This window comes from Oceaniserpentilla sp. 4NH20-0058, assembly GCF_040371755.1.
Classification (GTDB): domain Bacteria; phylum Pseudomonadota; class Gammaproteobacteria; order Pseudomonadales; family Oceanobacteraceae; genus Bermanella.
Genome location: NZ_BAABWE010000010.1, coordinates 32569 through 58149 on the forward strand (window position 1 = coordinate 32569; position 25581 = coordinate 58149).

General features: G+C 41.7%; 25 protein-coding genes. 11 read left to right on the forward strand and 14 right to left on the reverse strand.

What is annotated here, in order from left to right:
• Nucleotides 1-13: 13 nt before the first annotated feature.
• Together ABWV45_RS13110 and ABWV45_RS13115 are read left to right on the forward strand one after the other, a co-directional pair.
• Complete coding sequence (locus tag ABWV45_RS13110; protein ID WP_502914681.1) at nt 14-715, forward strand: pseudouridine synthase; 702 nt, start codon at nt 14-16, stop codon at nt 713-715.
• 96 nt (nt 716-811) lie between these two features.
• Entirely contained in the window at nt 812-2437 is a 1626-nt protein-coding gene (locus ABWV45_RS13115; RefSeq protein WP_353352167.1) for a long-chain-fatty-acid--CoA ligase, read from the forward strand.
• Nucleotides 2438-2818: 381 nt separating this feature from the next.
• On the opposite strand, the gene ABWV45_RS13120 is transcribed toward ABWV45_RS13115, so the two are convergent.
• The 7 genes from ABWV45_RS13120 to ABWV45_RS13150 all read right to left on the reverse strand — a co-directional run bounded on the left by ABWV45_RS13120 (nt 2819) and on the right by ABWV45_RS13150 (nt 8599).
• The gene (locus ABWV45_RS13120; RefSeq protein WP_353352168.1) at nt 2819-3271 is read right to left on the reverse strand and encodes a hypothetical protein; all 453 of its coding nucleotides are present in this window, start codon (nt 3269-3271) and stop codon (nt 2819-2821) included.
• Between the two features lie 602 nt (nt 3272-3873).
• Nucleotides 3874-4437 carry a hypothetical protein gene (locus ABWV45_RS13125; RefSeq protein WP_353352169.1) on the reverse strand — a complete coding sequence of 188 codons (564 nt, stop codon included), beginning with the start codon at nt 4435-4437 and terminating at the stop codon, nt 3874-3876.
• A 77-nt stretch (nt 4438-4514) separates the two neighbouring features.
• On the reverse strand, nt 4515-4982 hold the full coding sequence (locus ABWV45_RS13130; RefSeq protein WP_353352170.1) for a GNAT family N-acetyltransferase: 468 nt from the start codon (nt 4980-4982) through the stop codon (nt 4515-4517).
• A gap of 298 nt (nt 4983-5280) precedes the next feature.
• A complete protein-coding gene (locus tag ABWV45_RS13135; protein ID WP_353352171.1) occupies nt 5281-5892 on the reverse strand; it encodes a DNA-3-methyladenine glycosylase I in 612 nt (203 codons plus the stop codon).
• A 16-nt stretch (nt 5893-5908) separates the two neighbouring features.
• A complete protein-coding gene (locus ABWV45_RS13140; protein WP_353352172.1) occupies nt 5909-6196 on the reverse strand; it encodes a YciI family protein in 288 nt (95 codons plus the stop codon).
• 154 nt (nt 6197-6350) lie between these two features.
• Nucleotides 6351-6731: a hypothetical protein gene (locus ABWV45_RS13145; protein WP_353352173.1), complete on the reverse strand. Its 381-nt coding sequence runs from the start codon at nt 6729-6731 to the stop codon at nt 6351-6353.
• Nucleotides 6732-6841: 110 nt separating this feature from the next.
• Nucleotides 6842-8599: a hypothetical protein gene (locus ABWV45_RS13150; protein ID WP_353352174.1), complete on the reverse strand. Its 1758-nt coding sequence runs from the start codon at nt 8597-8599 to the stop codon at nt 6842-6844.
• Nucleotides 8600-9871: 1272 nt separating this feature from the next.
• Here ABWV45_RS13150 and fdxA point away from each other — a divergent pair.
• From fdxA to ABWV45_RS13195, 9 genes are all read left to right on the forward strand, one after another.
• Complete coding sequence (gene fdxA / locus ABWV45_RS13155; protein ID WP_353352175.1) at nt 9872-10195, forward strand: ferredoxin FdxA; 324 nt, start codon at nt 9872-9874, stop codon at nt 10193-10195.
• A gap of 183 nt (nt 10196-10378) precedes the next feature.
• Complete coding sequence (gene moaB, locus ABWV45_RS13160; protein WP_353352176.1) at nt 10379-10924, forward strand: molybdenum cofactor biosynthesis protein B; 546 nt, start codon at nt 10379-10381, stop codon at nt 10922-10924.
• Nucleotide 10925: 1 nt separating this feature from the next.
• Nucleotides 10926-11411 (forward strand): cyclic pyranopterin monophosphate synthase MoaC, encoded by a 486-nt coding sequence (gene moaC / locus ABWV45_RS13165; protein ID WP_353352177.1) that lies wholly within the window; start codon nt 10926-10928, stop codon nt 11409-11411.
• 1 nt (nt 11412) lies between these two features.
• Nucleotides 11413-11661 carry a molybdopterin converting factor subunit 1 gene (gene moaD, locus ABWV45_RS13170; protein WP_353352178.1) on the forward strand — a complete coding sequence of 83 codons (249 nt, stop codon included), beginning with the start codon at nt 11413-11415 and terminating at the stop codon, nt 11659-11661.
• A 9-nt stretch (nt 11662-11670) separates the two neighbouring features.
• Entirely contained in the window at nt 11671-12153 is a 483-nt protein-coding gene (gene moaE / locus ABWV45_RS13175; protein WP_353352179.1) for a molybdopterin synthase catalytic subunit MoaE, read from the forward strand.
• Nucleotides 12143-12895, forward strand: coding sequence for a molybdate ABC transporter substrate-binding protein (gene modA, locus ABWV45_RS13180; protein ID WP_353352180.1), 753 nt, complete (start codon nt 12143-12145; stop codon nt 12893-12895). Before moaE ends, modA begins: the two co-directional genes overlap by 11 nt.
• Before the next feature lie 9 nt (nt 12896-12904).
• Entirely contained in the window at nt 12905-13567 is a 663-nt protein-coding gene (gene modB, locus ABWV45_RS13185) for a molybdate ABC transporter permease subunit (protein WP_353352181.1), read from the forward strand.
• Nucleotides 13564-14661, forward strand: coding sequence for a molybdenum ABC transporter ATP-binding protein (locus tag ABWV45_RS13190; protein ID WP_353352182.1), 1098 nt, complete (start codon nt 13564-13566; stop codon nt 14659-14661). The genes modB and ABWV45_RS13190 overlap by 4 nt, the downstream gene beginning before the upstream one ends.
• Before the next feature lie 398 nt (nt 14662-15059).
• A complete protein-coding gene (locus ABWV45_RS13195) occupies nt 15060-15932 on the forward strand; it encodes an SDR family NAD(P)-dependent oxidoreductase (protein ID WP_353352183.1) in 873 nt (290 codons plus the stop codon).
• 195 nt (nt 15933-16127) lie between these two features.
• Here ABWV45_RS13195 and ABWV45_RS13200 read toward each other — a convergent pair whose 3' ends face one another.
• The 7 genes from ABWV45_RS13200 to ABWV45_RS13230 all read right to left on the reverse strand — a co-directional run bounded on the left by ABWV45_RS13200 (nt 16128) and on the right by ABWV45_RS13230 (nt 25565).
• On the reverse strand, nt 16128-16973 hold the full coding sequence (locus tag ABWV45_RS13200; protein ID WP_353352184.1) for a helix-turn-helix transcriptional regulator: 846 nt from the start codon (nt 16971-16973) through the stop codon (nt 16128-16130).
• Between the two features lie 23 nt (nt 16974-16996).
• Entirely contained in the window at nt 16997-18607 is a 1611-nt protein-coding gene (locus tag ABWV45_RS13205) for a DNA recombination protein RmuC (RefSeq protein WP_353352185.1), read from the reverse strand.
• A 358-nt stretch (nt 18608-18965) separates the two neighbouring features.
• Nucleotides 18966-19409 (reverse strand): SRPBCC family protein, encoded by a 444-nt coding sequence (locus ABWV45_RS13210; protein WP_353352186.1) that lies wholly within the window; start codon nt 19407-19409, stop codon nt 18966-18968.
• A 547-nt stretch (nt 19410-19956) separates the two neighbouring features.
• Nucleotides 19957-22071, reverse strand: a complete 2115-nt coding sequence (locus ABWV45_RS13215) for a 3-hydroxyacyl-CoA dehydrogenase NAD-binding domain-containing protein (protein ID WP_353352187.1) — start codon at nt 22069-22071, stop codon at nt 19957-19959.
• Complete coding sequence (locus tag ABWV45_RS13220; protein WP_353352188.1) at nt 22068-22508, reverse strand: acyl-CoA thioesterase; 441 nt, start codon at nt 22506-22508, stop codon at nt 22068-22070. The genes ABWV45_RS13215 and ABWV45_RS13220 overlap by 4 nt, the downstream gene beginning before the upstream one ends.
• A gap of 17 nt (nt 22509-22525) precedes the next feature.
• A complete protein-coding gene (locus ABWV45_RS13225) occupies nt 22526-23707 on the reverse strand; it encodes an iron-containing alcohol dehydrogenase (RefSeq protein ID WP_353352189.1) in 1182 nt (393 codons plus the stop codon).
• Nucleotides 23708-23783: 76 nt separating this feature from the next.
• On the reverse strand, nt 23784-25565 hold the full coding sequence (locus ABWV45_RS13230; RefSeq protein WP_353352190.1) for an acyl-CoA dehydrogenase C-terminal domain-containing protein: 1782 nt from the start codon (nt 25563-25565) through the stop codon (nt 23784-23786).
• Nucleotides 25566-25581 lie beyond the last annotated feature (16 nt).

The following is a 25581-nucleotide window of genomic DNA, read 5'->3' on the forward strand; positions in this document are numbered from 1 at the left end:
TTAGCGATTTACGGTGCCAACCTTGCTCGATATTTTATTTCAAGACGAACATATAGTAGCGATTAATAAGCCAAGCGGTTTATTGGTTCATAAAAGCTGGGTGGCCAAAGATGCCAAAGAATTTGCCCTGCAAATGGTGCGCGACCAAACCGGTAAACATGTTTTTCCCATTCATCGATTAGACCGCCCAACTTCGGGAGTGCTGCTATTCGCGTTTAATAGTGAAATAAGTCATGAAGTACAAAGCAACTGGGAACACGCTGAAAAAACCTACTGGGCAGTGGTACGAGGTTGGTTAAAAGAACCCATATTTGTTGATCACCCATTAAAAGGCATGGCCGACTACGGACAAGATACAACCACCACCCAAGAAGCACAAACCGCGTTTCAACCCATTAAATATGCCGAAATAGATGCGCAAATCGACCGCTACCCAAAAAGTCGATTCTCTTGGGTAGAAGCCAAACCTAAACAAGGTCGTACCCACCAAATACGCCGTCATTTAAAACACCTAAGCCATCCAATTATCGGTGATGCCCGCTACGGCAAAAGCAAATACAACCGCTACATTGCGGAACATTACCAATGCTCCGGTTTATTATTACATGCCCGTACATTGTCAATTACCCATCCAATGACAGGCGCGCCCCTTCACATTGCTGCCCCTCTAGATAATCGACTTTCGCACCTATTTAAAGAATTCAATTGGCAATAAAATTGTTTGCTCTAATTTTCATTCCTAGTCTTGTTTTGTATTTCCAATTGCGCCACATTATGTCCACTTTATGAAAACAATAACAAAGGACAAAACATGCTTGGCCAAATGCAAGAGCAACCACTATTAGTCAGCCAACTGTTGACCCACGCCGAACTGTTCCACCCAACCAAGCGCATCATTACCAAAACCGTTGAAGGCCATTTTCACGAATACACCTACAAAGATGCAGCCAAACGTAGCAAGCAATTAGCGCAAGCATTGATAAAACTAGGCGTAAAAAAAGGTGATGTAGTGGGCACCCTTGCATGGAACACATATCGCCACTTTGAATGCTGGTATGGCATATCCGGCATGGGTGGCGTATTGCACACCATCAACCCAAGGCTTTTCCCAGAACAACTGAATTACATCATCAACCATGCCGAAGACAGCTTCTTATTTTTAGACACCACCTTTGTACCCTTACTTGAAGCTCTACAAAGCAAGCTACCTAAAGTCAAAGGGTATGTGATCATGACAGACCAAGCACATATGCCAAAGACCACTCTGCCCAACGCCATATGTTATGACACCCTGCTAGATGAACAATCAGGGGATTACCAATGGCCTGAACTACCTGAAGAACAAGCCACCTCCATTTGTTATACCTCTGGCACCACAGGCAATCCAAAAGGCGTGGTCTACACCCAACGCTCCAGCGTTCTACATAGTTGGGCATTATTAAGTGCTGATGTCATCGGGCTTAACAATGCCATGCGAGTCCTACCTATCGTGCCTATGTTTCACGCTAACTCATGGGGATTAGTTTACGGCTGCGCCATGAGTGGTGCCGAAATGATATTACCCGGCCCCCATTTAGACGGCGCTAACGTATGCGATATGATCAACCGTTACCAAGTGAATTTTTCAGCCGCTGTACCCACCGTTTGGACCATGCTACTGCAACACCTCACCAACTCTGGGGATAAAGTCGAAAGCCTTGAGAGCGTATTAATTGGTGGCTCTGCTGTACCAAAAGCCATGATTCAAGCTTTTGAAAAAAATTACGGCGTAGAAGTATGGCACGCATGGGGCATGACAGAACTAAGCCCATTAGGCAGCGTCAACAAACCACAAATAGGTGAACGAGAACTGCCTTACGAACAACAACTCAATATAAAAGCCAAACAAGGTCGCCCACCTTTTGGTGTTCAAATGAAAATCGTCGACGACAATAACGCACCGCTTCCCCACGACGGCATTGCCTTTGGCCGCCTACTGGTAAAAGGCCCATGGATCGCCAAACAGTATTTCAAAATTGACGAACCAGCGGTAGATGCAGACGGTTGGTTTGATACCGGCGACGTGGCCACCATCGACGCTACCGGCAATATGCAAATCACCGACCGCTCAAAAGACGTAATTAAATCTGGCGGCGAATGGATCAGCTCCATAGATTTAGAAAACGCCGCCATGGGACATGACGATGTTCTTGAAGCCGCCGTAATTGGTGTGGCCCACCCTAAATGGGAAGAGCGTCCACTATTAATAGTCGTTGCAAAAGACGCCAGCAACGCACCAACCACAGAGTCCATCATGACGTTACTTAAAGACAAAGTAGCCAAATGGTGGTTACCAAATGGGGTGGAATTTGTGAGTAAAATACCCCATACGGCGACAGGTAAAATTAATAAAGTGGATTTACGGGAGCAATTTAAGGATTATCAATTTAAGGATTAATGGTTTTTTATTTTTAAATTTAGATATGAGAAAGCCGACTGACGTCGGCTTTTTTGTAGGTTGTTATTTGTTGTAGGTGCGAACTTGTACGCGATTTAGCGGTAGGGAGCCAGTGTGCTCCGCGAACGAAATGAAATCCTGCTTCGCGGCGGCGCACGAACCGCTCGTCACAAATGATAGAGTCGGGGCGCTTTGATTATAGCGGCCCGTGAATGGCGCATTTTGTTATCGGTACGAATTTGGTTGGCGCTTGATGCTGAAAGTTTCTTGGTGGAAAATTTGAGTTGTTAGTTGGATAAGAGAAGCGTCATCCGACGTATGATTGCAAATAACCACCAAAAATAAAGTAACTCTCCTTCTCTAATTTAATTAAGAAACTCTTCAATCACTAGCCTTTCGTCTAAGCAATTTATAGACCCCTGTTAAAGATGCCAAAAGAGAGAAGAAATAATGAACACCTAAAAAAAAATAATATTGATATTGTTGATTTTCTAAGGATATATCTCGAGTGATACGTTTACTTTCACTATACCAACTAATCATGCCATCAAGTGAATCAAAATAAGTAAATAAAAATATGCCTATTCCAAGCATGATATAAATTATCCAATCATTTTTTTCAGTATTAGTTATAGCTTTATTTTTTGAGTAATTTTGGGCTTTTACTGATTTCTTAACTTTATTATAGGCTACACCACACGAAGGGCACTGCCATTCAGGCGCATGATCTGATTTTAATCTATTATAGTTACACTTTGGGCATTCCATTTTTTGTATTCCTCCTATTAATAAGTACTCTGACCCGAATGGCACTAAGTTAAGCCAGCTTTGCATGGTAAAATAGTTGCGTGTATTTGACCAATTATTTTACTATGACCCCGCTGTTTCCCGGCTGGCATTTTCCAACCCTTAGAAGAAAACCAAAATCCTCACTTCAAAAACGCTTGGATGATCAAAAAACCATTGATCGACTGAAATTAAACAGTCTCAGTCAGACATTGGCAAAATACATCCCAGCTTCACTATTCACAATGGATAAATCTAAAAACTTTTCGAGACGCCGGATATTCAAGGAAATAATTAAAATTTAGACGTAGATTTTCCAACCTCTTAAAATTCAGGCTCTTTCTAAAGGGTTCCGATCAATAAAAAACTAAAAGTAATATATAGAACCCTCGGATTTTCAATGTGAGCACTGAAACAAGGTTTATTTATCGTGGGTGTCTGAATAATTCTGCACTGAAACAAGATTTATTTATTATGGGTGTCTGAATAATTTCTTGATTTACGATTATTTCTTAAAAAAAATTTGGTGATAATTTTGATTTACAGGTTGGATAGGCAAAGCGTCATCCGATGTATGGTAAATTTTCAATACAGGAGCATCAACTGTCGGAAGGCGCTTCGCTTTTCCGACTTACGGGTTGCTAGCTAATTCATGTTCGAATACTTGAAAATTTTTGTTTAATTAGCAGAACAATGCCTAAAATTAACAACATAAAGAAAACGAGTGTAAAACTACTTTTTAAAAGAGTAAATATACTCGCAATTTTGACTGTGGTAATTTGTAGTTCGGGGAATGACATTATCATATTTACAATTAGTACATTTTCAGCATAATCAAATATTCCAGCCAAAAACGGGACTAACGCAAAATAGTAAACCTTGGATTTTTCCTTGAAGGTTTTACCAAAAAGCCAAACAAGCAGAAGTGAATAAGTAATAGAGAATAAACCGGGATATATAAAGTCTAATGGTAACTGTGTATATAGATAAAGGTCGCGCCCCTCGCTCCCCAAGGTATCAAGTAGCTCATAGGCATAACTAAACGAATAACCTGTGGGGGATAAATCGAATATCGGTAAGTGGGGAGCATACGCGGTAACAGCTGGAATTGAGTAGGACAGCATTGTTAGATACACAGCCATTGTCAATACAAAAAAAGATATCACAATCTTTCCTGTCGAATACTTTCGGATAAAGCGAATTAAATTTTGCATAGAAAAATATGAGCTCTTTCGATTGTCTGATTAATGCCAATATAAGCGGCGAAATGCGCAGCACTTCAAACTTGATACTAGGCAATTACACACTTCATTTTATAACCGCCAGTTATTTCAAAGCCATTAGACTGGTAGAACTCGACTGTACGATCAAATTCTGGAACTGGCGGAGTACATAACTCAAGACGCTTCCATTCTTTTTCTTTGGCAAATTTTGCAATCTTTTGAATAAGTGATTTGCCTACTTCTCTTGATCGATATTCTGGCATTACGTAAAACTCCTGAATTATGCCAAAACTTCCTTCTGCGTAAAGTGAATGACTTTCACATATAGCGCCAAAACCAATAATTTTGTCTCCATCAAATGCAGCCATTACATGATAAAGGCCATTTGAGACATAGTTTTCGCATAGCTCTATCGCTAGCGGAACATCAACATCAAAGTGTTGAATTCCGGTTCGATCAATAATCTCATTTGTTAGACATACTGCCAATTTAGCAATTTCTTCCGATTGAGATTTATCAATAATCTTGTATTTCACGGGATTTCGGATCCTTGCACCGCTTAACGAGACTGTAAAAACTCTCAGCCATTACTTTATTTTTAAAAAATAGGACAAAAATAACCCTAAAAATGCGCCTCAGTTTAACATCTGCATAGGTTTGACCATTAAACTTTCTTCAAATTTAACGTAGAGCGCGTTTTTTATTTTACGTTGAGTTTTTTCTACAGTCTCAACGCTCGGCTCACCTGCGCCCAGCCGAGAGGTTTTTGTGGTAAAGTGTAGCGCAGCAAAAAGCGCGTATTTTTGGGCGTCTGCGTGGAGCCGTTTGTTACGGCTACTTACTCGGTCGTTTAAATTTTTTTCGTGCACTTTCTACCTTCCTCCGAATAATACAGCCATCCACATGATCATTGATAAGCCCCATTGCCTGCAAGAAGGCATACACAGTGGTGGGACCGACAAATTTCCAGCCTTTCTTTTTTAAGGCTTTTGCTAAGGTAACTGATTCGTTCGATATAGAAGCTGATTGCGGCTCAACCTGATCGTTTTTATCTGGTTCAAAACTCCAAAAGTAAGCCGCTAAAGAACCTTCTTCTTTAACAAGCTCAATTGCACGTTGAGCATTATTAATAACAGCTTCTATTTTTCCACGATGACGAACAATACCCTCATCTTTTAAGAGACGTTCAATATCTTTCTCTTTGAAATTTGCAATTTTCTCAAAATCAAACCCATGAAATGCTGCTCTGAAATTTTCGCGTTTAGCGAGAATGGTGCGCCAACTTAAACCCGACTGAAAACTTTCAAGACATAGTTTTTCGAACAAACGGATATCATCATTTACCGGATAACCCCATTCTTTGTCATGATAATCAAAGAATTCTGGTGCAGTAGCGCACCAACGACAGCGAGGTTTTCCATCCGCACCAACAACGGTAGAGCTCATTTTTGTCTCCAAAAATTTAACTTAAAAGAAATTCTAGCCTTTTGTCGGTCTTTTTGGGGTCGATTTCAAGTATTTCAGCGATTACTATGCCTTGCTCCACAAAAGGATCTTCATTCACTCTGTGTTGAAGTTCAGACAGGGTGGTATTAAAGGCAATAATTGAACCGCCTAAACCAGACTGCAAGCTCCCTACCAAAAGAAAAATACCTTCGTCGAAACCACGCTTAATCCAATGATTGTGGCCTTCCATAAAGTCACTTGCCCTTGCTTTATTTTCTGAGAATTTCAGTAGCACTAAAAACATAAATTCCTCCTTACGATTAAATTTTACTCTAGCCTCACTTTAAGATCTAACGCCTTTAGCATGGTCCGTAGCGAGTTGGCGACTTTTTTGGAACAAAGAAAGTACCAACTTGCGAAGGTTTAGCCGAAGGCGAGGATGCCTAACCTTGTTATGTTTATTGATCAAAAGAGTTGCTAATTTTTTTGCACATTGGATCACTTAAATCACTATTTTTATCGCGAAAGTGATTATTTATTAAGCATTTAATATATGATTTTGAACCAACTTTGAATTCGTGACTTTGCCCCCAAGACCTATCAACAATCTCATTCTGTGAATTAAAAGCGCTAAAAGAACAAGGATTATGATAAGTGCTAATTTCATTTAGGCATGCTGAATATGAACCTACACCTACACAATTTTGATATTCGTGCTGTAAACATATTTGTTCAGAATAATGAGGAGTCGTAATTGATATTGCTTCTCGTTTAGACATCTGCGTAACACAGCCAACTAAACTTATCCCGATAACAAATATTAATAATATAAATCTCATGAAAATTCCTTTTTATAAATAGACATAACGCCGCGCTCTGCGGAAAATTTGGAGCGCAGCGGAAAATTTGTCCGACAGCAGCGCCTTGTTATGCCATCTTGCGGGCCTCATCATTTTTTAGGGTCTTCAAACATCATCTTACCAATCCACCAAATTGACCGCCCAACATTGGAAATCAATTGTTGCCCTTGCCTTAAATACGAATTTTCAGTGTCAATTCCGGCAAGCTCTAAGGCTTCTCCGATTTTTGAACTTGTCGGGTGTGCATCACCTACTCGCATATCATAAGCACCCACAATTGGACCAAAGACTTTACGAGCAGCATCATCTCCAACCTTCTGGGATAGTATGTCTTGAAGTAGTTTATTTGAGCCAAGTTTATCCTTATTCGCATGTGCTGATAACGCCCGCAACTCTTTGACATTAAGCCGGTCAGAGAAAACGCGTACAATTTCTTTTGCTAGCCTTAGCAATGACGCCTGATCTTTACTTTCGAATCTGGATATTTTCTTTAAGGCTTCTTCACGGTCTATATCATGTGAGAAAAGAGAAACATTAAACTCTTGCTTAAATCCATTCTCCAGGATGCGCATTACTTCGAAAAGTAACTCCTCTACTGCATGTGTGGATGCGGGTTGAGCCTTAACTTGAGAATCTAACAACTCACTGGAAACCTTGCCCTCTGGGACTGCATTATGTGCGGCCCATAAGTGCTGTTCCCATGAAGGCAGACGGGCGATGTCATAAGCATATACAGTAATGAAATCCGCTGAGTTTACTCCAAAGTGAATTCGATAACCGGACGTTGAGTGAATAGAACCTGTTTCGGCTGTATACCATTCAAGTGAGAAGCCTCGAAGCCCCAACAGCTCATTTACAATACTTGAACGAAACCACAGCCACCTTCCAACGTCTTCATTGTTTAGCTCAGCTGATGCGATACGAGTACTATCAGTTTCGACTATGAATTGAGGTAAATTTGTATCAGCGTCCCCTCTAACGCGTTTGCTTATGCCTTGGTGTTCAATCCATTCATCCCGCCAAAATTCTCCTTCCACCCGTACACCATCATAACCGGACTTGTTTCCTTCAGACTTTTCATAATCAGTATTTTCGTTTGTTTCGGGCCCCATTACAGAAGCGTCTTCCTCTTCGTCTACATCTGTACGCCAAGCACGAAACATTGCCCAACTACCGCCAAATACATCATTCACATTGCGAATAAGTAGTTCATATCGGCCGCCATCCCTTTCTTCTTGGTGGTCTTTCAGGTCAGCATATTCGCTGTTTTCAAGTGTCGGTACGTTTTCAACTCTTTGTCGATAGTACGATAGCCTTAGAGATAAATTTCTAGCCGCTAAATAGTCGAGAAGAAACTCTCTTTTTATTTCGATGAGGCGCTGTTCCCCTTTGTCATCGAGAACCTCCCGAGCTACTACTACAAAATTCTCTTCTGGCCTTACCCAGTTACTCCCCTCTTTAATAAGACGAAGCGCTACTACTAAGTCAGGATTCAATATCCATAAACTTCCGCCAACTACAGGTTGAGGGTGCTCAAATATAAGATGGATTCCGATTGGTTCTTTGTCATTCCATTGGTACTGTTCAATTGTAGAATAATAGCCATCTTCATAGGCATAAGGTTGAGGAGTACAACCAATACCAATGTCACTCCAGCTAGCTTTTTCTGCTATTTCTCTGTGCTCTGGAGGAAATGCTACAGAACCACAACCAAAGTACTCGCCAACGTGCCCTATATATTTGCAGTTTCCTTTTTCATCGTTAATTGATGCCCTCAAAGGCACCCAAGTAGACTTTGAAAAAGTCCGGCGTGTTTCCTTTTTTTGAAGAATCCAATCTTGATTCATTGATCGTCAGTTCCTTTGGGCATAACGCTTAACTAACGAGCCAGCTTTGCTGGTCTCGTTCAGTGACTTGTTGCTTGCGGGTACGATACTGTTATTAAAATTTTTAATTTTACCAGCCTCCAGTGCCAGTACCCGTTTACTATAAGAGAAATCAAAAAAGGAAAACGCTGAGACAAGATACACACTGCGGTAAAGAAGAGCTTGGGTCTGTTGAAACTAAACGCGTTTGTTCACAGCCCAAGCTCTTCTTTACCGTATGAGTGAAAATTATCTTTGTCAAATTCCTAATTAGATTTTCTTTTCATAAACTGGTTTAAAAAACAAACTATATAGGTTTGGATTTTAACGGTTTTTCTTCAGTATTTGATGCCTATTATATGCAAGCAACATTTTAATCGTGCGCATGCGCGTTTTTGCAGTTCTGATTTTGAAGGGGAAATCGTTTGGAAGACTCGCCATTACTGGGCTGTAGACCAAATTCCGTTTCGGCTTCTCAAGAAAAACGCGCATGCGCGGTATTACCCTAATTGCGGGTTCTCGCAATCTCAGGGTTAATTTTTATAAGTCGTTGATATTGCACGATTTAAATTCAGGGCACCAGTAAAAACGCGCATTATTATTTTATTTAAATGTAAAAACGCGCATGGATTCTTTGAATTATTGAAAATACACTGTCTATCTATACAGTTATTTTACTGCGGGAGTTCTTGCTTTCCATTCACATGCAAGACCAATGAGTTTTCCAGTTTTCCAGTTTTGCTGGAATTACCGAAGCACTAATAAAAAAGGAATATTTCAGGAGTTCACAGTATCTATAAAACACACATGTGGAGTATCAACTGAGTGCGGGGTTGCTTGCCACACATCAAAACCTTTTCAGCTCTAACCCTAAACCCATTGGCCAAAACACTCCATGGCACTCTGCCCGATAACAAATTGCGGTATTCACCGGCCACTACAATCACTGCACCCCGAGCAGCGCCGCGAAGCGGGGGTTGGGTAATCCACCTCTCGTTAACGTTCTCAAGCTGAAATTGTCTGCTTTAATTCCTCTAGGTGTAAATATGAAGGAGACACCGTCTTCATTCACTAAATCAATTAAGGTCATTACTTTAATCGGTTTTAAAACTATAGAAGAAACCTGTATAAAGTGCGCACTACAACTAAAACAGGCGGATTCCCTTGCCCCTTGGCCATTGCAGCACTAAAATGTCGCCGCATAAGGCAAGCTAGATCAACGCCAAATAGAATTGATGAGATTGAGACCCTACTATGACTTTCGTTGTTGTTGAAAACTGTATTAAATGTAAATACACAGACTGTGTAGAAGTTTGCCCAGTAGATTGTTTTTACGAAGGCCCTAACTTTTTGGTTATTCACCCTGACGAGTGCATTGATTGCGCGCTTTGTGAGCCAGAATGCCCAGCTGAAGCGATTTACAGCGAAGATGAGATTCCAGCAGGCCAAGAACAATTTATCGAAATTAACGCTGAGTTAGCGGATGTTTGGCCAAACATCACTGAAATGAAAGACAAACTACCAGACGCTGAAGAGTGGGATGGCGTTGAAGGTAAGGCCGATCAACTAGAGCGTTAATTACTGCGCTACTGGCATATAAAGAAAGCCTGCCTGTGTAAACAGGCAGGCTTTTTTGCATCTAAACCCTTATAAAACCTATGCCTACCCTTTAGAGTTACCACTGGTTATCTGTGTTCCACCCTGTCTCGTATCTTAGGGTTAAGGTATAATCGTGTGATTTGAACGTATTGGACGATCACCATGGCTAAAACATTTAACGCTGAATTTATCCCCCTTCAACTAGCTGTTTTAACGGTTTCTGACAGCCGTGATGAATCCACTGATACCAGCGGTCAATTATTGGTAGAACGTCTTCAACAAGCCGGTCACACTCTTGCCGACAAAACCATTGTTATTGATGATATTTACAAAATTCGCGCGGCGCTTTCTAATTGGATTGCCAGCGATAACATTCAAGGAATATTGATCACTGGCGGTACTGGTTTTACCAGCCGTGACAGCACCCCTGAAGCCGTCATCCCACTCTTTGATAAGACCATTGATGGTTATGGTGAGCTTTTTCGCCATGTTAGCCACGGCCAAATAGGCACCAGTACCATTCAAAGCCGAGCCGTTGCCGGTTTAGCAAACCAGACCATTGTGTTTTGTATGCCCGGTTCTGGCAATGCCTGCGCCACCGCATGGGATGAGATTATTGAATCCCAATTAGATAGCCGCCACAAGCCTTGCAACTTTGTGCTGCAATTGAAAAACACTCAAGACGCATCTTGCGAAAGCCGAGGTTAATATGTCATTTACACATATAAACCAAAACGGTGAAGCCAACATGGTAGACGTGAGCGAAAAGACGGTAACAGCCCGTATCGCTCGCGCTGAGGCGTTCATTGAAATGACACCTAAAACCTTAGATATGATCATTAAAGGCGATCACCACAAAGGTGATGTATTTGCCACCGCTCGTATTGCAGGGATTCAAGCCGCGAAACAAACCAGCCAGTTAATTCCTCTTTGTCATCCGCTTATGTTAAGCAAAGTAAAAGTCGAATTTGAAGTGCAAGCTGATCAAAACCGTATTCGCATTGAAAGTCTTTGCAAGCTGGCTGGGCAAACCGGTGTAGAAATGGAAGCTTTAACGGCTGCATCCGTCGCTGCGCTCACCTTATTTGATATGTGTAAAGCCGTTGATAAAGCTATGGTCATTTCTGGGGTACGTGTATTAGAAAAACAAGGTGGTAAATCAGGACACTTTGTTGCCAGTAACCAAGGTGAATAACATGATTAACATTTTATTTTTTGCCCAATTAAAAGAATTGTTTGGTCAAGCAAGTGTTGAACTAAACATTGAAACACCTTGCACGGTTGCACAAATCAAACAATCTCTGATTCACAATCACTCTGCATGGGCCGAACAATTAAATAAACCAACCATTATGTGCGCCGTTAACCAAGACATGGTAGCAGACGATCACATCGTTAACGCCAACGACGAGGTGGCTTTTTTCCCACCAGTAACAGGTGGTTAAAAAAAGACAATGAACACAGCCCAACCAAGCATAAGCATTAAAGTGCAAACGGATGATTTTGACGTAGCCAGCGAATACGCGGCTATGCGTACCAATAATACACAGGATGGAGCCATTGTGTTTTTTAGTGGTTTGGTACGCGAGATGAATCAAGGTCAAGGCGTCACGGGCTTATTCTTAGAGCACTATCCAGCCATGACTGAAAAATCCCTGCACGGAATTGTCGAGCAAGCCTGCGAGCGTTGGCCATTATCAAAAGTGCGTTTAATTCACCGCGTTGGGCAACTACATGTGAGCGACCAGATTGTTTTTGTAGCGGTAAGTAGTGCTCATCGTGAAGCGGCATTTGATGCTTGCCATTTTATAATGGACTTTTTAAAAAAGCGTGCGCCGTTTTGGAAAAAAGAAACCACCACAATTGGGGATCGTTGGGTAGAAGCATTAGAAAAAGATAAAATGGCTTTAGACAAATGGAACATTAATGATAAATAAACTAAGCACGCTTATATTTATTTTCATGAGCATGCTTTCATACGCTCAAGCCGATACTATCAATGTGGCCGTCGCTGCTAATTTCAAGCAAACACTGGTTAATTTAAAATCCGAATTTGAAACACAAACACCACACCAAATAAATATCATCACCGCCAGTACAGGGCAATTAACACAGCAAATTACCCACGGTGCACCATTCGATATTCTATTAGCTGCCAATACCTCTCACCCACAAACCTTATGGCAAAAATTGCATAAAGAAAGAAAATTAAATCAAGATGCATTAACCGTATATGCACTTGGTCGCTTAGTCTTTTATAGTCAAACGCCATTAAAGCTAACTGACACACCAAAAAGTGTATTAAACAAGGCCGCTTACCCTAAAATCAGTGTCGCCAATGCTCGCCTAGCTCCCTATGGGTTGGCCGCAGAACAAACATTGAAATGTTTAAACCTGTATAACCTATGGAAACCAAAGTTAATCGTCGGACAAAATATCGCCCAAACATTTCAATTTATTGATAGTAAAAATGTAGCAGCGGGTTTTGTGGCCATGTCACAAGTGCTGGATAAATCACAGGAGCATGTTCACATTGTGGATGAATCTTGTTATCAACCTATTAAACAAAGTGCACTGCGTTTAAATAATAAAAGAAGTAGCTATGAATTTATGGCGTTTTTAAGCAAGCCTGCCACTCTCGCTATCATTGAAGCCCATGGCTACTTGCTGCCAAAATAAAGGATTGCTATGGACGCCTTACTATTAACCTTCAAACTGGCTTTTTTAAGTACACTTATTTTAATTATTATTGCCACACCCATTGCTTGGTTTTTGGCCCATAGCCAGTTTAAAGCGAAGTTTTTATTAGAAGCTATCATTGCCTTACCCCTTGTTTTACCGCCAACGGTATTAGGCTTTTATTTATTGATCGCACTTGGACCACAAGGTCCGGGGGGCTGGATCGCAAATATGTGGGGCGGCCACACTCTTGCATTTAGTTTCACAGGCTTATTAATTGGCTCTATTATTTATAGCCTGCCGTTTGTGGTGCAACCATTACAAAATGGTTTTAGTTTAATAGGAAAAAAACCTTTAGAGGTGGCCTATACATTAAACGCAAATTTTTATGACGGATTTAAAAATATCATTCTTCCACTTGCCAAACCCGCTTACATCAGTGCCGCCACTTTAGGTTTTGCCCATACCCTAGGAGAATTTGGTGTGGTATTAATGATTGGCGGCAATATACCGGGGGAAACTCAGGTGATCTCAATTAAAATATTTGAGCAAGTAGAATCCCTTGAATACAGCGAAGCTCATTTGTTATCTGCGTTACTGCTAGGCATTTCATTTATTATGCTGACATTTATCTATGCTAGCCGTAGCCGCAACAAGGTAGGTGTGTTGTGAAGTTAGCATTAGAGTTTCAATTGCAAAAAGGCCACTTCAAGCTGGCCTGTAATATTGATGTTAATTGGTCATCACCCAGTACTCATGTAATTTTTGGACAAAGTGGCATTGGTAAGACCCATTTACTCAGAAGCCTTTGTGGCTTAGAGCACCCTGATGGTCGCATCACATGGCATAACCAACAGCATGTAGAGTATTGGCTCGACAAACAAGCAGGTTTGGCCATGCCGTGTCATCAACGTAACGTTGCCATGGTATTTCAAGACGGACAACTGTTTACCCACATGAACGTAGAGCAAAACCTACGTTTTGCATTTGAGCGCTCGGATGCAACTCATGAAGATTGGGCAACCTGCATTAGCACATTACAAGTACAAGACATACTGAGCCACAACGTTTCGCAACTCAGTGGCGGTCAAGCACAACGAGTAGCACTTGCGCGCGCCATTCTAAGTAAACCCAAATTATTGATTTTAGATGAGCCTTTAGCTTCACTGGACTGGCAAAGCAAACAAGATGTTATGGGCTATATTAAACGCTTAAACAGCCAATGGCGGCTGCCTGTTTTGTATGTAACCCATGATATACATGAGGTTCTGACATTGGCTGATCATGTCATTATGTTAGAAAAACAAGGTGATAGCACGTTGGCAATGCCAGCCAAACCCTTAATGGATATCCTTCAAGACGATAGCCATCCCTTTTATGGTTTAGGTAAAAGCAGCATATTGCATACCCAACCAAGCTCAAACCATAATGAGGGGCTACTGCATTGTGCCATTGGCCAGCAAACCCTGCGCTTACCATTAGGGGAGCTCTCGTCCCATGAAACCCAGTTACGCCTTTGTATAGCCGCCAGTGATGTTAGTTTGTCCTTAACCCCTGCTAAAGACAGCAGCATCATGAATATCTTACATGGAAAAGTCAGCCGTATAGAACAAACCCAAAACCAACAATATCTCATTCAATTAAACATTGAAGGCCAATATTTATTAAGTGAGATATCAGCCTATTCGTTTGCTCGGCTCAAGATTCAACTTTGGCAACCCGTCTACGCACAAATCAAGGGCATCGCCTTACAGCAAGCTCTATAGACTGCAATCCTTCCACTTAAATGGCTCGTATTCCATTCGCACAAAACATGGGTACCTATAAGTAAACTTTATCGCTGAATTAAAAGACCAAGTGGCCATTAACAATTAAGCCAAGCAATAATCAAAAAAACGATCCAATTGAAAAAACTAACCCTAATAATTTAAACTTAATTTCATTAACTGTTTTTACCACCCACAAAAGCAATCACAACCTTAGAAATATACCCATCATAAAACCCTTGTAATTTAAAATTCTATTCATGGAAAAGTGTTTTTCTTGATACTTTGATGCAGCTAGGATTTACTGATAAAAATCACAAAATAAAAACAATTACAGCAGGGTCATTCCAAATTTGAGCTTCATATAGACCCGCCATTCACAAAAGGAATAGTTCAACATGAATAATTTAAAGGGCAAAACGGCATTTATCACCGGTGCCGCTGATGGCATTGGCTTTCATACTGCAAGAGCCTTAGCCAAAGAAGGCATGAATATTATGCTCGCTGATATCAATGCCAGCAAGCTAGCTGAATCCACAGCTGTATTACGTCAAGAAGGATTTAATGTAGATTGCGTCGAACTGGACGTAGCCCTAGCCGAACAATGGGAAGTGGCCGTTAATAAAACCACTTCTGTATTTGGTAATGTCCATTTTGTAATGAACAACGCTGGTGTATCTGTTGTGGGCAGTTTATCCAGCTCTAAAGAAAAAGATTGGCGCTGGTTACTTGATGTGAATTTAATGGGTGTCGTTTTTGGCTGTAAAGCGTTCTTTTCCCACATGAAAGCACACGGTGAAGGTGCCCATATCATGAATGTAGCGTCCATGGCCGGTGTACTTGGTGTAGCGTATGGCGGTGCATACTGCGCAACAAAAGCGGCCGTAGTAAGCTTAAGTGAAAGCTGGCGCGCTGAGTTTGCAAAAGACAATATTGAAGTTTCAGTATTGTGCCCAGGGTTTGTAAAAACCGGTATATATGACAGTGCGCGCAATCGTCCTGATCGTTTTGGTGGCGCATCTGATTTTGAAAAAGCAGTAAAAGAGCGCACTGCATTTACAGATAACAAAGAAGACGTTATGTCCGGTATTGATACCGAATTGGCAGCTAATCGCGTTGTAGAAGGCCTAACCAATAATGAGTTTTATATATTTACTCATCCAGAGTTTCGTCAATTTCAAGTTGAGCGCGCCGCAGCGATTCAAGAAGCATTTGACCGAGCTGAAGCTAGCCCTGCGTTAAAACAGGCAATGGCAGAAACAGAATCCTAAACGAATTATAACGTGCGTGGCGCATTTATTTATTCCCAAAGAATAAAGCGCCACCGTTCAAATACACCCCAATTCTTTTCAGTAATGAATCTCTACCATTACTAACAAAGGGCTTCCTGCCTAAAACAATGTGATAAATTAAATCAGAAAAAAGCTTAACTATTAAATACTAAAATGAACAAAGAGGCTTATATATCAAGGTAGATACTCTTTTAGCATTTGCTCACTTTCAGGGGTTAAAATAATTTGCTGAGCCTGAGGATTATTATTGTATTGATTCAAGCCCATACGTTGCACCCAATACATTAATAATGCCTGCCTTACCTTCATGGTTTTACGGTAACCCTTTAGGGCTTTTTCCATATCGTAATCTAAGGCGATAATTCTTGCACGATTATCATCTAATCTTGGGTCAGGCATAAAGCTTACACTTAAAAGTGTATTCCACGCTTCGTCTTGAAGATCAAAATGGTCGGCATCATTAAGTAGTTCAGCTGGGGTGGGGGATTGAAAGCGACTTAAAACAAAATCACGATAATCTTGGTTTTTTTCACAAAATCCTCGAACATGCCAGCGCATACCATCAAATACAAGATGGTGTGGTTGAATAACTCGCATGGAAAACTCTGGCGCTGAAACAGACGCATAACCCATCTGTAAACGTCTCTGTTCTCGAATGGCTTGTAAAATCGGACGGATAATTTCAGGCTGTAAATTACGGTTGGGCAGCTCTAAGCTAGATACATTATCATTACCACCCATAATCTGCATGTACTCTTGCAAGCTGCCACTTGAAAATTGAGCCACCATACTTTGTGTTACTTGATAACAATCATTTGAGCCTTGGTACAGTAAGTTATCTGGATACAGATTCTTGTATTTTTGCAGAATATGTTTTGCTAGTTTTTCACTCAATTCAAATTGTGAGGAAATGTGTTTAATTTGTATTCGGCCTTCCCAAATAAGCATCAATTCAATAAACGCAAAGCGTTTTTGATCGATGATAGAATTACCTTCCTTTTCGGTTAAATGGCTAGCCATGAGTATCCTTTTATAGTGGTTTACTAGTTATTCAATTCAAACTCTACTTGGTTTTCAGTGTTTTCACTAATGGACTTAGTCGTGCGAACTTCAGTGTTCTCATCTTCAAATTCCAATTCTGAGGACTCTGTAATCGTCGCTGATAACTCTTTTTTAGTCCGTACACCCAAGTCTTTGAATTTATGAGCTTGGCTAATTAAATTGCCGCGCCCTTCTTTCAATTGGCCCCATGCTTTATCATAAGTACCTTGAACAGTTTGTAATTGGCTTCCTACCTTCTCCATGCTTTCTACAAAACCTACTAACTTATCGTGTACTTTTGCTGCTTGATCCGCTAATTTTTTAGCACTGGTATTTTGACGCTCTATACTCCACAAACTAGCTACTGTGCGCAAACTGGCCAGTAATGTTGTGGGTGTCACCACCACAATACGTTTTTCAAATGCATCGTTAAATAACTTATCATCGTGTTCAAACGCCACCATAAAAGCAGGTTCTATAGGCATAAACATAAATACAAAATCTGGGCTTTGTAAATCGGGCAATTCTGCATAGGACTTTTCTGATAATGTTTTAATATGCATGCGAACAGCGTCAACATGTTGTTTTAAGTAGCTGATGCGGTCTGCTTCATTTTCAGCATTAATGTAATCGGTATAGGCATTCAACGAAACCTTTGCATCCACAACAAGATGCTTACCTTCAGGTAAATTAATAATGACATCAGGGCGATAACGTACGCCCTCTTCATTGTTGATGCTTTTTTCACGAACGTATTCCGCACCTTGGCGCAGTCCGGATTTCTCTAACACGGTTTCAAGTACTAACTCACCCCAATTACCTTGGGTCTTCTTTTCACCTCTTAAGGCTCTGGCCAGTGACGCTGCTTCCTCAGTAATTTGTTTATTTAAGTTATGTAACTCGCCTATCTGAGCTTTTAGTGCAGCTCTATCTTTGCCTTCTTCAACGTAAGCGTCATCCACTTTTTTCTTGAGCCCTTCAAGCTGCTCTTTAAAGGGATTAAGTAAATTACTTAAGCCTTCTTGCGATGTTTGTTTGAATTGCTGGTTTTTCTCTTCAAATATTTTATTTGATAAATTTTCAAACTCTTGGCTAAGCTGAGTTTTATTGGCTTTAAGCAGTTCTAGCTTTTCTTCTAGGTTTTGTTGGTCTTTTTGCCGCTCTACTTGCTCTTGATTAAGCCGTGTTTTCAAATTACTAATGTGCTGATTGAGCTGCTCAATTGCTGCCTCTTTTTCATTTAGCTTTTGCACATCAAGCTGGCGTTGCTCCAATGTGGCTTGCTGGTGCTTCAATTGCCCTTGAGCACTTTGCAGTTGTTCACGGTGTTGATCTAATTGAATCTGAGTTTGACTAAGCTGTTGCTGGGCTTGAGAGAGCTGTTGCTCAGAGTGCTGTATGTGGCTCTCTTTTAGCGCCAACTGGGTTTGAGCCTGCTGTAGGTCATTGCGGTATTGTTCTTGGCTTGTTTTCATATCTTGCAGGTTTTGTTCAAAGACCTGCTTTTCCGCCATAAAAGTTTGGCGCTGCTGACTAAATTGACGCTGCATCACGAATAAACCACCGCCAAAGGCAGCGATTATCCCAACATATAAGGCAATTTCTAATGGCATCTCTGGTACTCAGCGGCTCAAACAATAAGCTCCCAAGCTTACCAAATACACCCATTAGGCACCACTTAACTAACTGCTATTTGAGTCTAGGGCCTAACACCAAGACACCATGAAATCGGATATTCCAAGCATTGCACCATTGGCACGAATGTAATCAGGCTCTTGTTGAAGGGGAAAGGCACCAGTATTTGAGAACACTTTGAAGAAAATAATAGGGCGGATTAAAAATGGTAGGATCGATAGGCTCAATGTATGGGCTAATCAGCTTTTTCTAACGCCTCAAGTTTCAGCTGCTACGCAGTAACAGTCCAACCCAGAAATTCAACCTGACTTGTTAATTGTGTGTTTTGAAAGTTTATTAACCAAAAGGATAACCTTCGCCTGTTTCTAAAAACTGTTTAAGGCTGCCTAGGAAATATTGCCAGCCATTATTACAAATTTCATAACACTCTAATGAAGGAATAAGGCCATTATGGGTGAGTTTTACAATGCAGCCAGATTCTGTTTTGTCGATTTCCCACTGAATGTTCGTTCCTTTCCATTCATCTGTTTTTCTTAACGAAGATAGATTGTGATGTGCAGATATAACACTCCATGATAATTTAGAATTTTCCTGAACTCCTTGAAGCTCCATAACCCAAGCAGTATCACCTTCAAACTCTACCTTTAGCGTATCTCCATTTTTTGAACCCGTATTTGAATATTTCGTCCACCATCGATCTATATTTACAGTTAGAGCAGAAAAAACCTCACTTGGACTATTTTCGATTTGAATATCGATTGAAAATGATTCTTCTGACATTGAAATATTTCCTAATCTAAATAAAGTTAGTATTTTAATCATGAATATGCGCGTTTTGCCATTGTTTGACAATATTAACTTTTCGACGCTAAATTCATGAAAAAAGCCTTTATTTTGAAATATATTTCAATTAACGCCAGAAACCTAAATCGCGTGCAAGCACCCTCCCACATTGCTTCAGAACCAACCGTAGACAAGACCCGTACCGATAACAAAATGCGGCATTCACGGGCCGCTACAACCAAATCGTCCCGATTACTCTATGAGAGCGGCTCGTGGGTTGCCGCGAAGCAGGGTTCGGGATCTCACTGCGTGCGGGAACTACGTACCCCGAGAAAAAAAACCGTACTGGCTTTGGTTAGCCAGATTGAAAAATCTTAAATAATTAACAATCTAAGAATAACGTACATGCGCAAAACACTTATCATACTCTTTGGCTACACTTCGTTCGCGGGGAACACAGGTGCGCCGCTACATTTTCAAACCCCACAAAAAAACCCAACCACTTCCGTGATTGGGTTTTCCATTTAAACTTAAAAAGTAAAACTTATTTTACTTCATAATCTTTAAATGACTTACCTTCTTGCGCTAACTTAACCAGTAACGGTGCTGGCTCAAACCAGTTTTTACCATGTTCGCCAAGTTCTGCTTGGTAGAAGCGAATGCGCTCTAGTACTTTGTCTAGACCCACTTCATCAGCGTATTGCATTGGGCCACCACGGTGACCAGGGAAGCCGTAACCATTCAAGAAGACTAAATCGATATCGCTTGAACGGTACGCTACGCCTTCTTCTAGAATACGTGCGCCTTCGTTGATCATGGAGTACATGGTACGCTCGATCACTTCTTCAGCTGATACTTCACGTTGTGCAACATTAAGCTCTTGCGCCGTTGCTTGTGCAAGCTCAACGACTTCTGGGTCTTCAATGCGATCACGACCTTCGTAGATGTAGAAACCACGGCTGGTTTTCTGTCCGAAGCGACCTAAGTTATTTAATTTATCACAAATAACTTGATAGCTAGGGTCGTGTGCTAATTGCTCACGAATGCCTTCACGGGCAAAGAAACCAACGTCGATACCAGCTAAGTCGATTACCGACAAGAAGCCCATTGCAAAACCAAAATCAGTTAATGCTTTATCTACTTGTGCAGGGGTAGCGCCTTCAAGCACCATGCGAGTCGATTCACGGCCGTACGGTTCAAACATACGGTTACCAATGAAGCCCCAGCAAATGCCAGAGATCACAGGAATCTTACGAATCTTTTGTGCCGTTTTTAGTGTCGTTAGCAGTACGTCGTCTGCTGTTTTAGTGGCACGAACAATTTCAAGTAACTGCATTACGTTAGCTGGACTAAAGAAGTGTAAACCAATAACGTCTTGTGGGCGCTTGGTTTGTGCTGCAATTTCGTCAACGTCTAGGTATGACGTGTTGGTAGCTAAAATAGCACCTTGCTTACATACTTCGTCTAGTTTGGCGAACACTTCTTTTTTGATGTTCATGTTTTCGAATACGGCTTCGATCACAAGGTCCACATCAGAAAGGTCATCGTAAGATAAGCTGCCGCTAATTAAGCCCATGTTAGTTTCTAATTGGGCTTCAGTTAGCTTGCCACGCTTCACGCTTACTTCGTAGTTTTTACGAATGTTCGCAAGACCACGATCTAGGAATTCTTGTTTTACTTCAAGTAGTACAACGGGAATACCGGCATTAGCAAAGTTCATGGCGATACCGCCACCCATGGTGCCTGCACCGATAATACCCACGGTTTTAATATCACGTGGTGCTACAGATTTATCTAAACCAGGAATATTGCTAATGGCACGTTGTGCAAAGAATACATGTTGTTGTGCGCGTGCTTGCGGCGTGTCGTTGCATAGTTCGAACAATTCCGTTTCTTTTTTAAGGCCATCAGCCAAAGAAAGTTCAGTCGATGCTTTTACTGCTTGAATACATTGTTCAGGGGCAAAGTAGCCTTTAGTTTTGCGAGCGATAGAGGCACGAAAGTCATCAAACGTTGCGTCGTTTACTCCCTCCTTGCTTACGTCCATATCCGCACAAGTTTTAACTGGTGCATTGTCGGCTACTAATTTGTTTGCAAATTCAATGGCGGCTTCTAAGAAGTTTTCAGCAGGCAAGGCTGCATCAATTAAACCAAGTTCTAGCGCTGCATCTGCACCAATGATTTTAGCGGTCGCAATCATTTCTAACGATTTTTCAACACCAATAAAACGTGGCAGACGCTGAGTACCACCGGCACCGGGTAGAATACCAAGGCTTACTTCTGGCAAACCGAACTTAGCCGCTGGTGATGCCACGCGATAATCACATACCAATGCTAATTCTAAACCGCCACCAAGTGCTGCGCCGTTAATGGCGGCCACGATTGGCTTTGAAGACGCTTCTAGGTAAGTGGTCAACCAAGGCAGTTCTGGTTTTGCAAAACGCTTGTCAGAAGAAAATTCATTAATGTCAGCACCAGCACAAAAGATTTTGTGGGCAGATGCAATAACGATGGCTTTTACTGCATCGTCTGCGATGGCTTGATCAAAGCCTGCTTGAATGGCACTGCGCAGTGCATGGCCCAAGCCATTCACTGGCGCTGAGTTTAGGGTTAGTACTGCAATGTCGCCTTGTACTTGGTAATTTACTACGTCGCTCATGACTCTACCTTTTCACGCAAAATTTTGGTTAATGCTGCACGCATTTGTTCAGGAATAGAAACCGATTTATTGGAGGCTTTGTCTACAAATACGTGAACAAAGTGACCATTTGCACAAGACTCTTCTTCACCTTTTTTGAAAATGGCAATGCCATACTGAACCGAAGAGTTACCAATACGGTCAACACGCAAACCTGCTTCAATTTGATCAGGGTATGCAATAGAGCTTGTGTAGTTACAACCACTGTTCACAACAAAACCGACAATTTCACTGTTATTAATATCCAGACCACCTTCTTCAATTAGGTAGCTGTTTGCGGCTGTGTCAAAGTAAGAATAATAAGTCACGTTATTCACGTGACCATAAACATCGTTATCCATCCAACGGGTGGTGATGTCTTTAAAATAAGCGTAATCGCTACGGCTTGTACCAGACATAATATTTTCCTATTGGCTTATTGATAAGCGGCTGTGTAAATGGCCAGCGCGTCGTCGTAAGAAACAGGTCTTGGATTGTTCATCAATAGACGTTCTTGCAACATAGAGTCTTTAGCCAGTGTTGGAAGGAAAGACTCTTCAATGTCCATTTCTTTTAATGTCATTGGTAGGCCAAGGTCTTTGATCAGTTTTTCCATTTCAACGATAAATTGCTCTGCAATTTCTTCTGAGCTACCTTCGAATGCCACATCTGGGAATGTGTAAGGTGCAAGCTCTGCGTACATGTCAGCCGCTTCAGAAATATTAAAACGCAATACATGCGGCAGAACCAACGAGTTACTTAAACCGTGAGGAATGTGGAAATGTCCACCTAGCGGATAAGCCAAGGCATGAACTGCAGCCACTGGCGAGTTAGCAAACGCTTGACCTGCCAACATAGCACCGAACAACATTTGTTGACGAGCACCAAGGTCTTTACCGTTATGCACCGCCGTTTGAATGTTCGCACCCATAAGCTTTAAGGCTTCTTTAGCTAGTAGGTCAGACATTGGGTTCTTTTTAATGGCGCTGGTGTAAGATTCAATGGCATGAACCATGGCATCCACACCGGTTGCAGCCGTTACGTGTGGTGGTAAACCAACGGTTAGACCTGCATCTAAAATAGCGTAGTCCGGAAGATAGATTGGGCTAACCGAACCCATCTTAGTGGTTTCACCCGTGGTGACGATGGCCACCTGAGTCACTTCTGAACCCGTACCCGCTGTAGTCGGTACTTGAATCAAAGGTAAACGCTGACCTTTCGCATTATTCACGCCGTAAATATCCGCAAGAGTTTGCGAACACTCTGGATGGGCTAGGAAGGCAATCAGTTTCGCCACGTCCATAGAGCTACCACCACCAAAACCAATAACCACTTCTGCATTGGCTTTTTTGGCGCACTCTAGAGCTGCAAAAATAATAGACTCTGGTGGATCTGCTTGTACCTCATCGTATACCGTCACTTCGACGCCCGCTTTTTGCAGACCTTCAATGGTTGACTGGTGCAAGTTTAAGCTGGCGATACCTGGGTCAGTTACAAACAAAACTGACTTGTAACCTTGTTCAGTAACAATTTCACCAATACGCAAAGATGAACCCACTTCACAAAGTACGTTCTGGCAGGTGGCAAATAAAAATCCGGAGTTAGTATTATTAGACATGGAATCCTCGAGGCTTAACGACTAACCCGCCAGCAAGCCGGCGGGTTAGAACAAGTAACTTAAACGTATTATCGTATTACGCAAACATCTCAGACGTAATGTCCATCAAGTTGTTTGCACCAGACAACAGCGCATTTGCATGCATATCGGCACGAGGAAGAATACGTGCAAAGTAGAATTCAGCTGTATGAATTTTACCTTTGTAGAAATCAAGTTCTGTGCTGCCCGCATCTAATTTAGCTTGTGCAGTAACAGCGGCTTGCGCCCAGAAGTAAGCCAATAGCAGGTAGCTAGAGAACTGAAGGAAATCGACCGATACCGCACCGATCTCTTCTGGGTCATTCTTAGTGGCTTCTAGAATAAACTGAAGCAGTTCACGCCATTGCTTGCTACCAGCGCCTAGTTTTTCAACTAATGCAGAACCTGAGTTTGCTGCCACAAATGCGTCGATTTCGTCTGCCATAGAAGACAATACCGTACCGCCATCACCCAGCACTTTACGGCTGATGAAATCAAGTGCTTGAATACCGTTAGTGCCTTCATAAAGCATCAAGATACGTGAATCACGCATTAGCTGCTCCATACCCCACTCACGAATAAAGCCGTGACCACCGTAAACCTGAACGCCTATGCTCGCTACTTCTTGCGACATATCAGTCAGGAAAGATTTAACAATAGGAATGAAGAACGCTAATTTTTTCGCATTGGCTTTTTCTTCCGCTTCGTCGGTTAGGAAGCGCTCGTTATCAAGCATTTTAGCTGTGTAGTAAGCTAGCATACGGCTGCCTTCAGTTAACGCTTTTTGCGTTAACAACATGCGACGTACGTCTGGGTGAACAATAATTGGGTCAGCGGCTTTTTCTGGGAATTTAGGGCCAGAAAGTGAACGAGTTTGGATACGGTCACGGGCATATTCTAATGCACCTTGAGTCGCCATTTCAGCAATACCAAGACCTTGCAGGCCTACTTGGAAACGAGCGTCGTTCATCATGGTGAACATGCACGCTAGACCTTTGTGATCACCACCTACGATGAAGCCTTTCGCGCCTTCAAAGTTCATCACACAAGTAGCAGCACCTTTGATGCCCATTTTGTGTTCAACTGAACCACAGCTTAAGGTGTTTTTCTCACCTGGGTTACCGTTGGCATCTGGTAGGAATTTAGGCACAAGGAACAAGCTGATGCCTTTAGAGCCACCTGGGGCATCTGGAAGTTTAGCAAGAACAAGATGGATAATGTTCTCTGCCATGTCGTGCTCGCCACCAGAAATGAAGATTTTAGTACCAGAAACGGCGTAGCTACCATCGGCATTTGGTTCAGCTTTAGAGCGAAGAATACCTAAGTCAGTACCGGCGTGAGGCTCGGTCAAACACATGGTGCCTGCCCATTGGCCTGTGATCATTTTCTCAAGGTACATATCTTTAAGAGCTTGATCGCCATGTTTATCAATAGCCAGAGTCGCACCTTCAGTTAGACCAGAGTATATGCGCCATGACAAGTTAGCAGCCATGATCATTTCATGAATAGGTGTCGCTAATGAGTTAGGAAGATCCTGACCGCCGAATTCTGGGTTAGACGTCATTGATGCCCAACCGTTATCGCAATACTGCTGATAAGCTTCTTTAAAGCCTGTTGGCGTGGTTACTTCGCCATTTTCGAATGTAATACCTTCTTCATCGCCACTGCGATTGTATGGTGCTAGGGCTGTTTCAGCGAATTTAGCCCCTTCAGTAAGTACGGCATCGGTTAATTCTTTATTGATGTCCTGTAGATTTAGGCCTTCGTAGTGACCTTGTACATCTATTAATTCATTCAGTACAAATTCAATATCACGTAATGGGGCTTTAAAATCTGTCATTTTCTATGTGCTCGAT

Excerpts from the sequence above, each read along its gene's own strand:
- ABWV45_RS13115 (WP_353352167.1), top strand. The coding sequence starts at position 812 with ATGCTTGGCCAAATGCAAGAGCAACCACTATTAGTCAGCCAACTGTTG.
- ABWV45_RS13120 (WP_353352168.1), bottom strand. The coding sequence starts at position 3,271 with ATGCAAAGCTGGCTTAACTTAGTGCCATTCGGGTCAGAGTACTTATTA.
- ABWV45_RS13125 (WP_353352169.1), bottom strand. The coding sequence starts at position 4,437 with ATGCAAAATTTAATTCGCTTTATCCGAAAGTATTCGACAGGAAAGATT.
- ABWV45_RS13135 (WP_353352171.1), bottom strand. The coding sequence starts at position 5,892 with ATGAGCTCTACCGTTGTTGGTGCGGATGGAAAACCTCGCTGTCGTTGG.
- ABWV45_RS13140 (WP_353352172.1), bottom strand. The coding sequence starts at position 6,196 with ATGTTTTTAGTGCTACTGAAATTCTCAGAAAATAAAGCAAGGGCAAGT.
- ABWV45_RS13145 (WP_353352173.1), bottom strand. The coding sequence starts at position 6,731 with ATGAGATTTATATTATTAATATTTGTTATCGGGATAAGTTTAGTTGGC.
- ABWV45_RS13150 (WP_353352174.1), bottom strand. The coding sequence starts at position 8,599 with ATGAATCAAGATTGGATTCTTCAAAAAAAGGAAACACGCCGGACTTTT.
- fdxA (WP_353352175.1), top strand. The coding sequence starts at position 9,872 with ATGACTTTCGTTGTTGTTGAAAACTGTATTAAATGTAAATACACAGAC.
- moaB (WP_353352176.1), top strand. The coding sequence starts at position 10,379 with ATGGCTAAAACATTTAACGCTGAATTTATCCCCCTTCAACTAGCTGTT.
- moaC (WP_353352177.1), top strand. The coding sequence starts at position 10,926 with ATGTCATTTACACATATAAACCAAAACGGTGAAGCCAACATGGTAGAC.
- moaD (WP_353352178.1), top strand. The coding sequence starts at position 11,413 with ATGATTAACATTTTATTTTTTGCCCAATTAAAAGAATTGTTTGGTCAA.
- moaE (WP_353352179.1), top strand. The coding sequence starts at position 11,671 with ATGAACACAGCCCAACCAAGCATAAGCATTAAAGTGCAAACGGATGAT.
- modA (WP_353352180.1), top strand. The coding sequence starts at position 12,143 with ATGATAAATAAACTAAGCACGCTTATATTTATTTTCATGAGCATGCTT.
- modB (WP_353352181.1), top strand. The coding sequence starts at position 12,905 with ATGGACGCCTTACTATTAACCTTCAAACTGGCTTTTTTAAGTACACTT.
- ABWV45_RS13195 (WP_353352183.1), top strand. The coding sequence starts at position 15,060 with ATGAATAATTTAAAGGGCAAAACGGCATTTATCACCGGTGCCGCTGAT.
- ABWV45_RS13200 (WP_353352184.1), bottom strand. The coding sequence starts at position 16,973 with ATGGCTAGCCATTTAACCGAAAAGGAAGGTAATTCTATCATCGATCAA.
- ABWV45_RS13205 (WP_353352185.1), bottom strand. The coding sequence starts at position 18,607 with ATGCCATTAGAAATTGCCTTATATGTTGGGATAATCGCTGCCTTTGGC.
- ABWV45_RS13210 (WP_353352186.1), bottom strand. The coding sequence starts at position 19,409 with ATGTCAGAAGAATCATTTTCAATCGATATTCAAATCGAAAATAGTCCA.
- ABWV45_RS13215 (WP_353352187.1), bottom strand. The coding sequence starts at position 22,071 with ATGAGCGACGTAGTAAATTACCAAGTACAAGGCGACATTGCAGTACTA.
- ABWV45_RS13220 (WP_353352188.1), bottom strand. The coding sequence starts at position 22,508 with ATGTCTGGTACAAGCCGTAGCGATTACGCTTATTTTAAAGACATCACC.
- ABWV45_RS13225 (WP_353352189.1), bottom strand. The coding sequence starts at position 23,707 with ATGTCTAATAATACTAACTCCGGATTTTTATTTGCCACCTGCCAGAAC.
- ABWV45_RS13230 (WP_353352190.1), bottom strand. The coding sequence starts at position 25,565 with ATGACAGATTTTAAAGCCCCATTACGTGATATTGAATTTGTACTGAAT.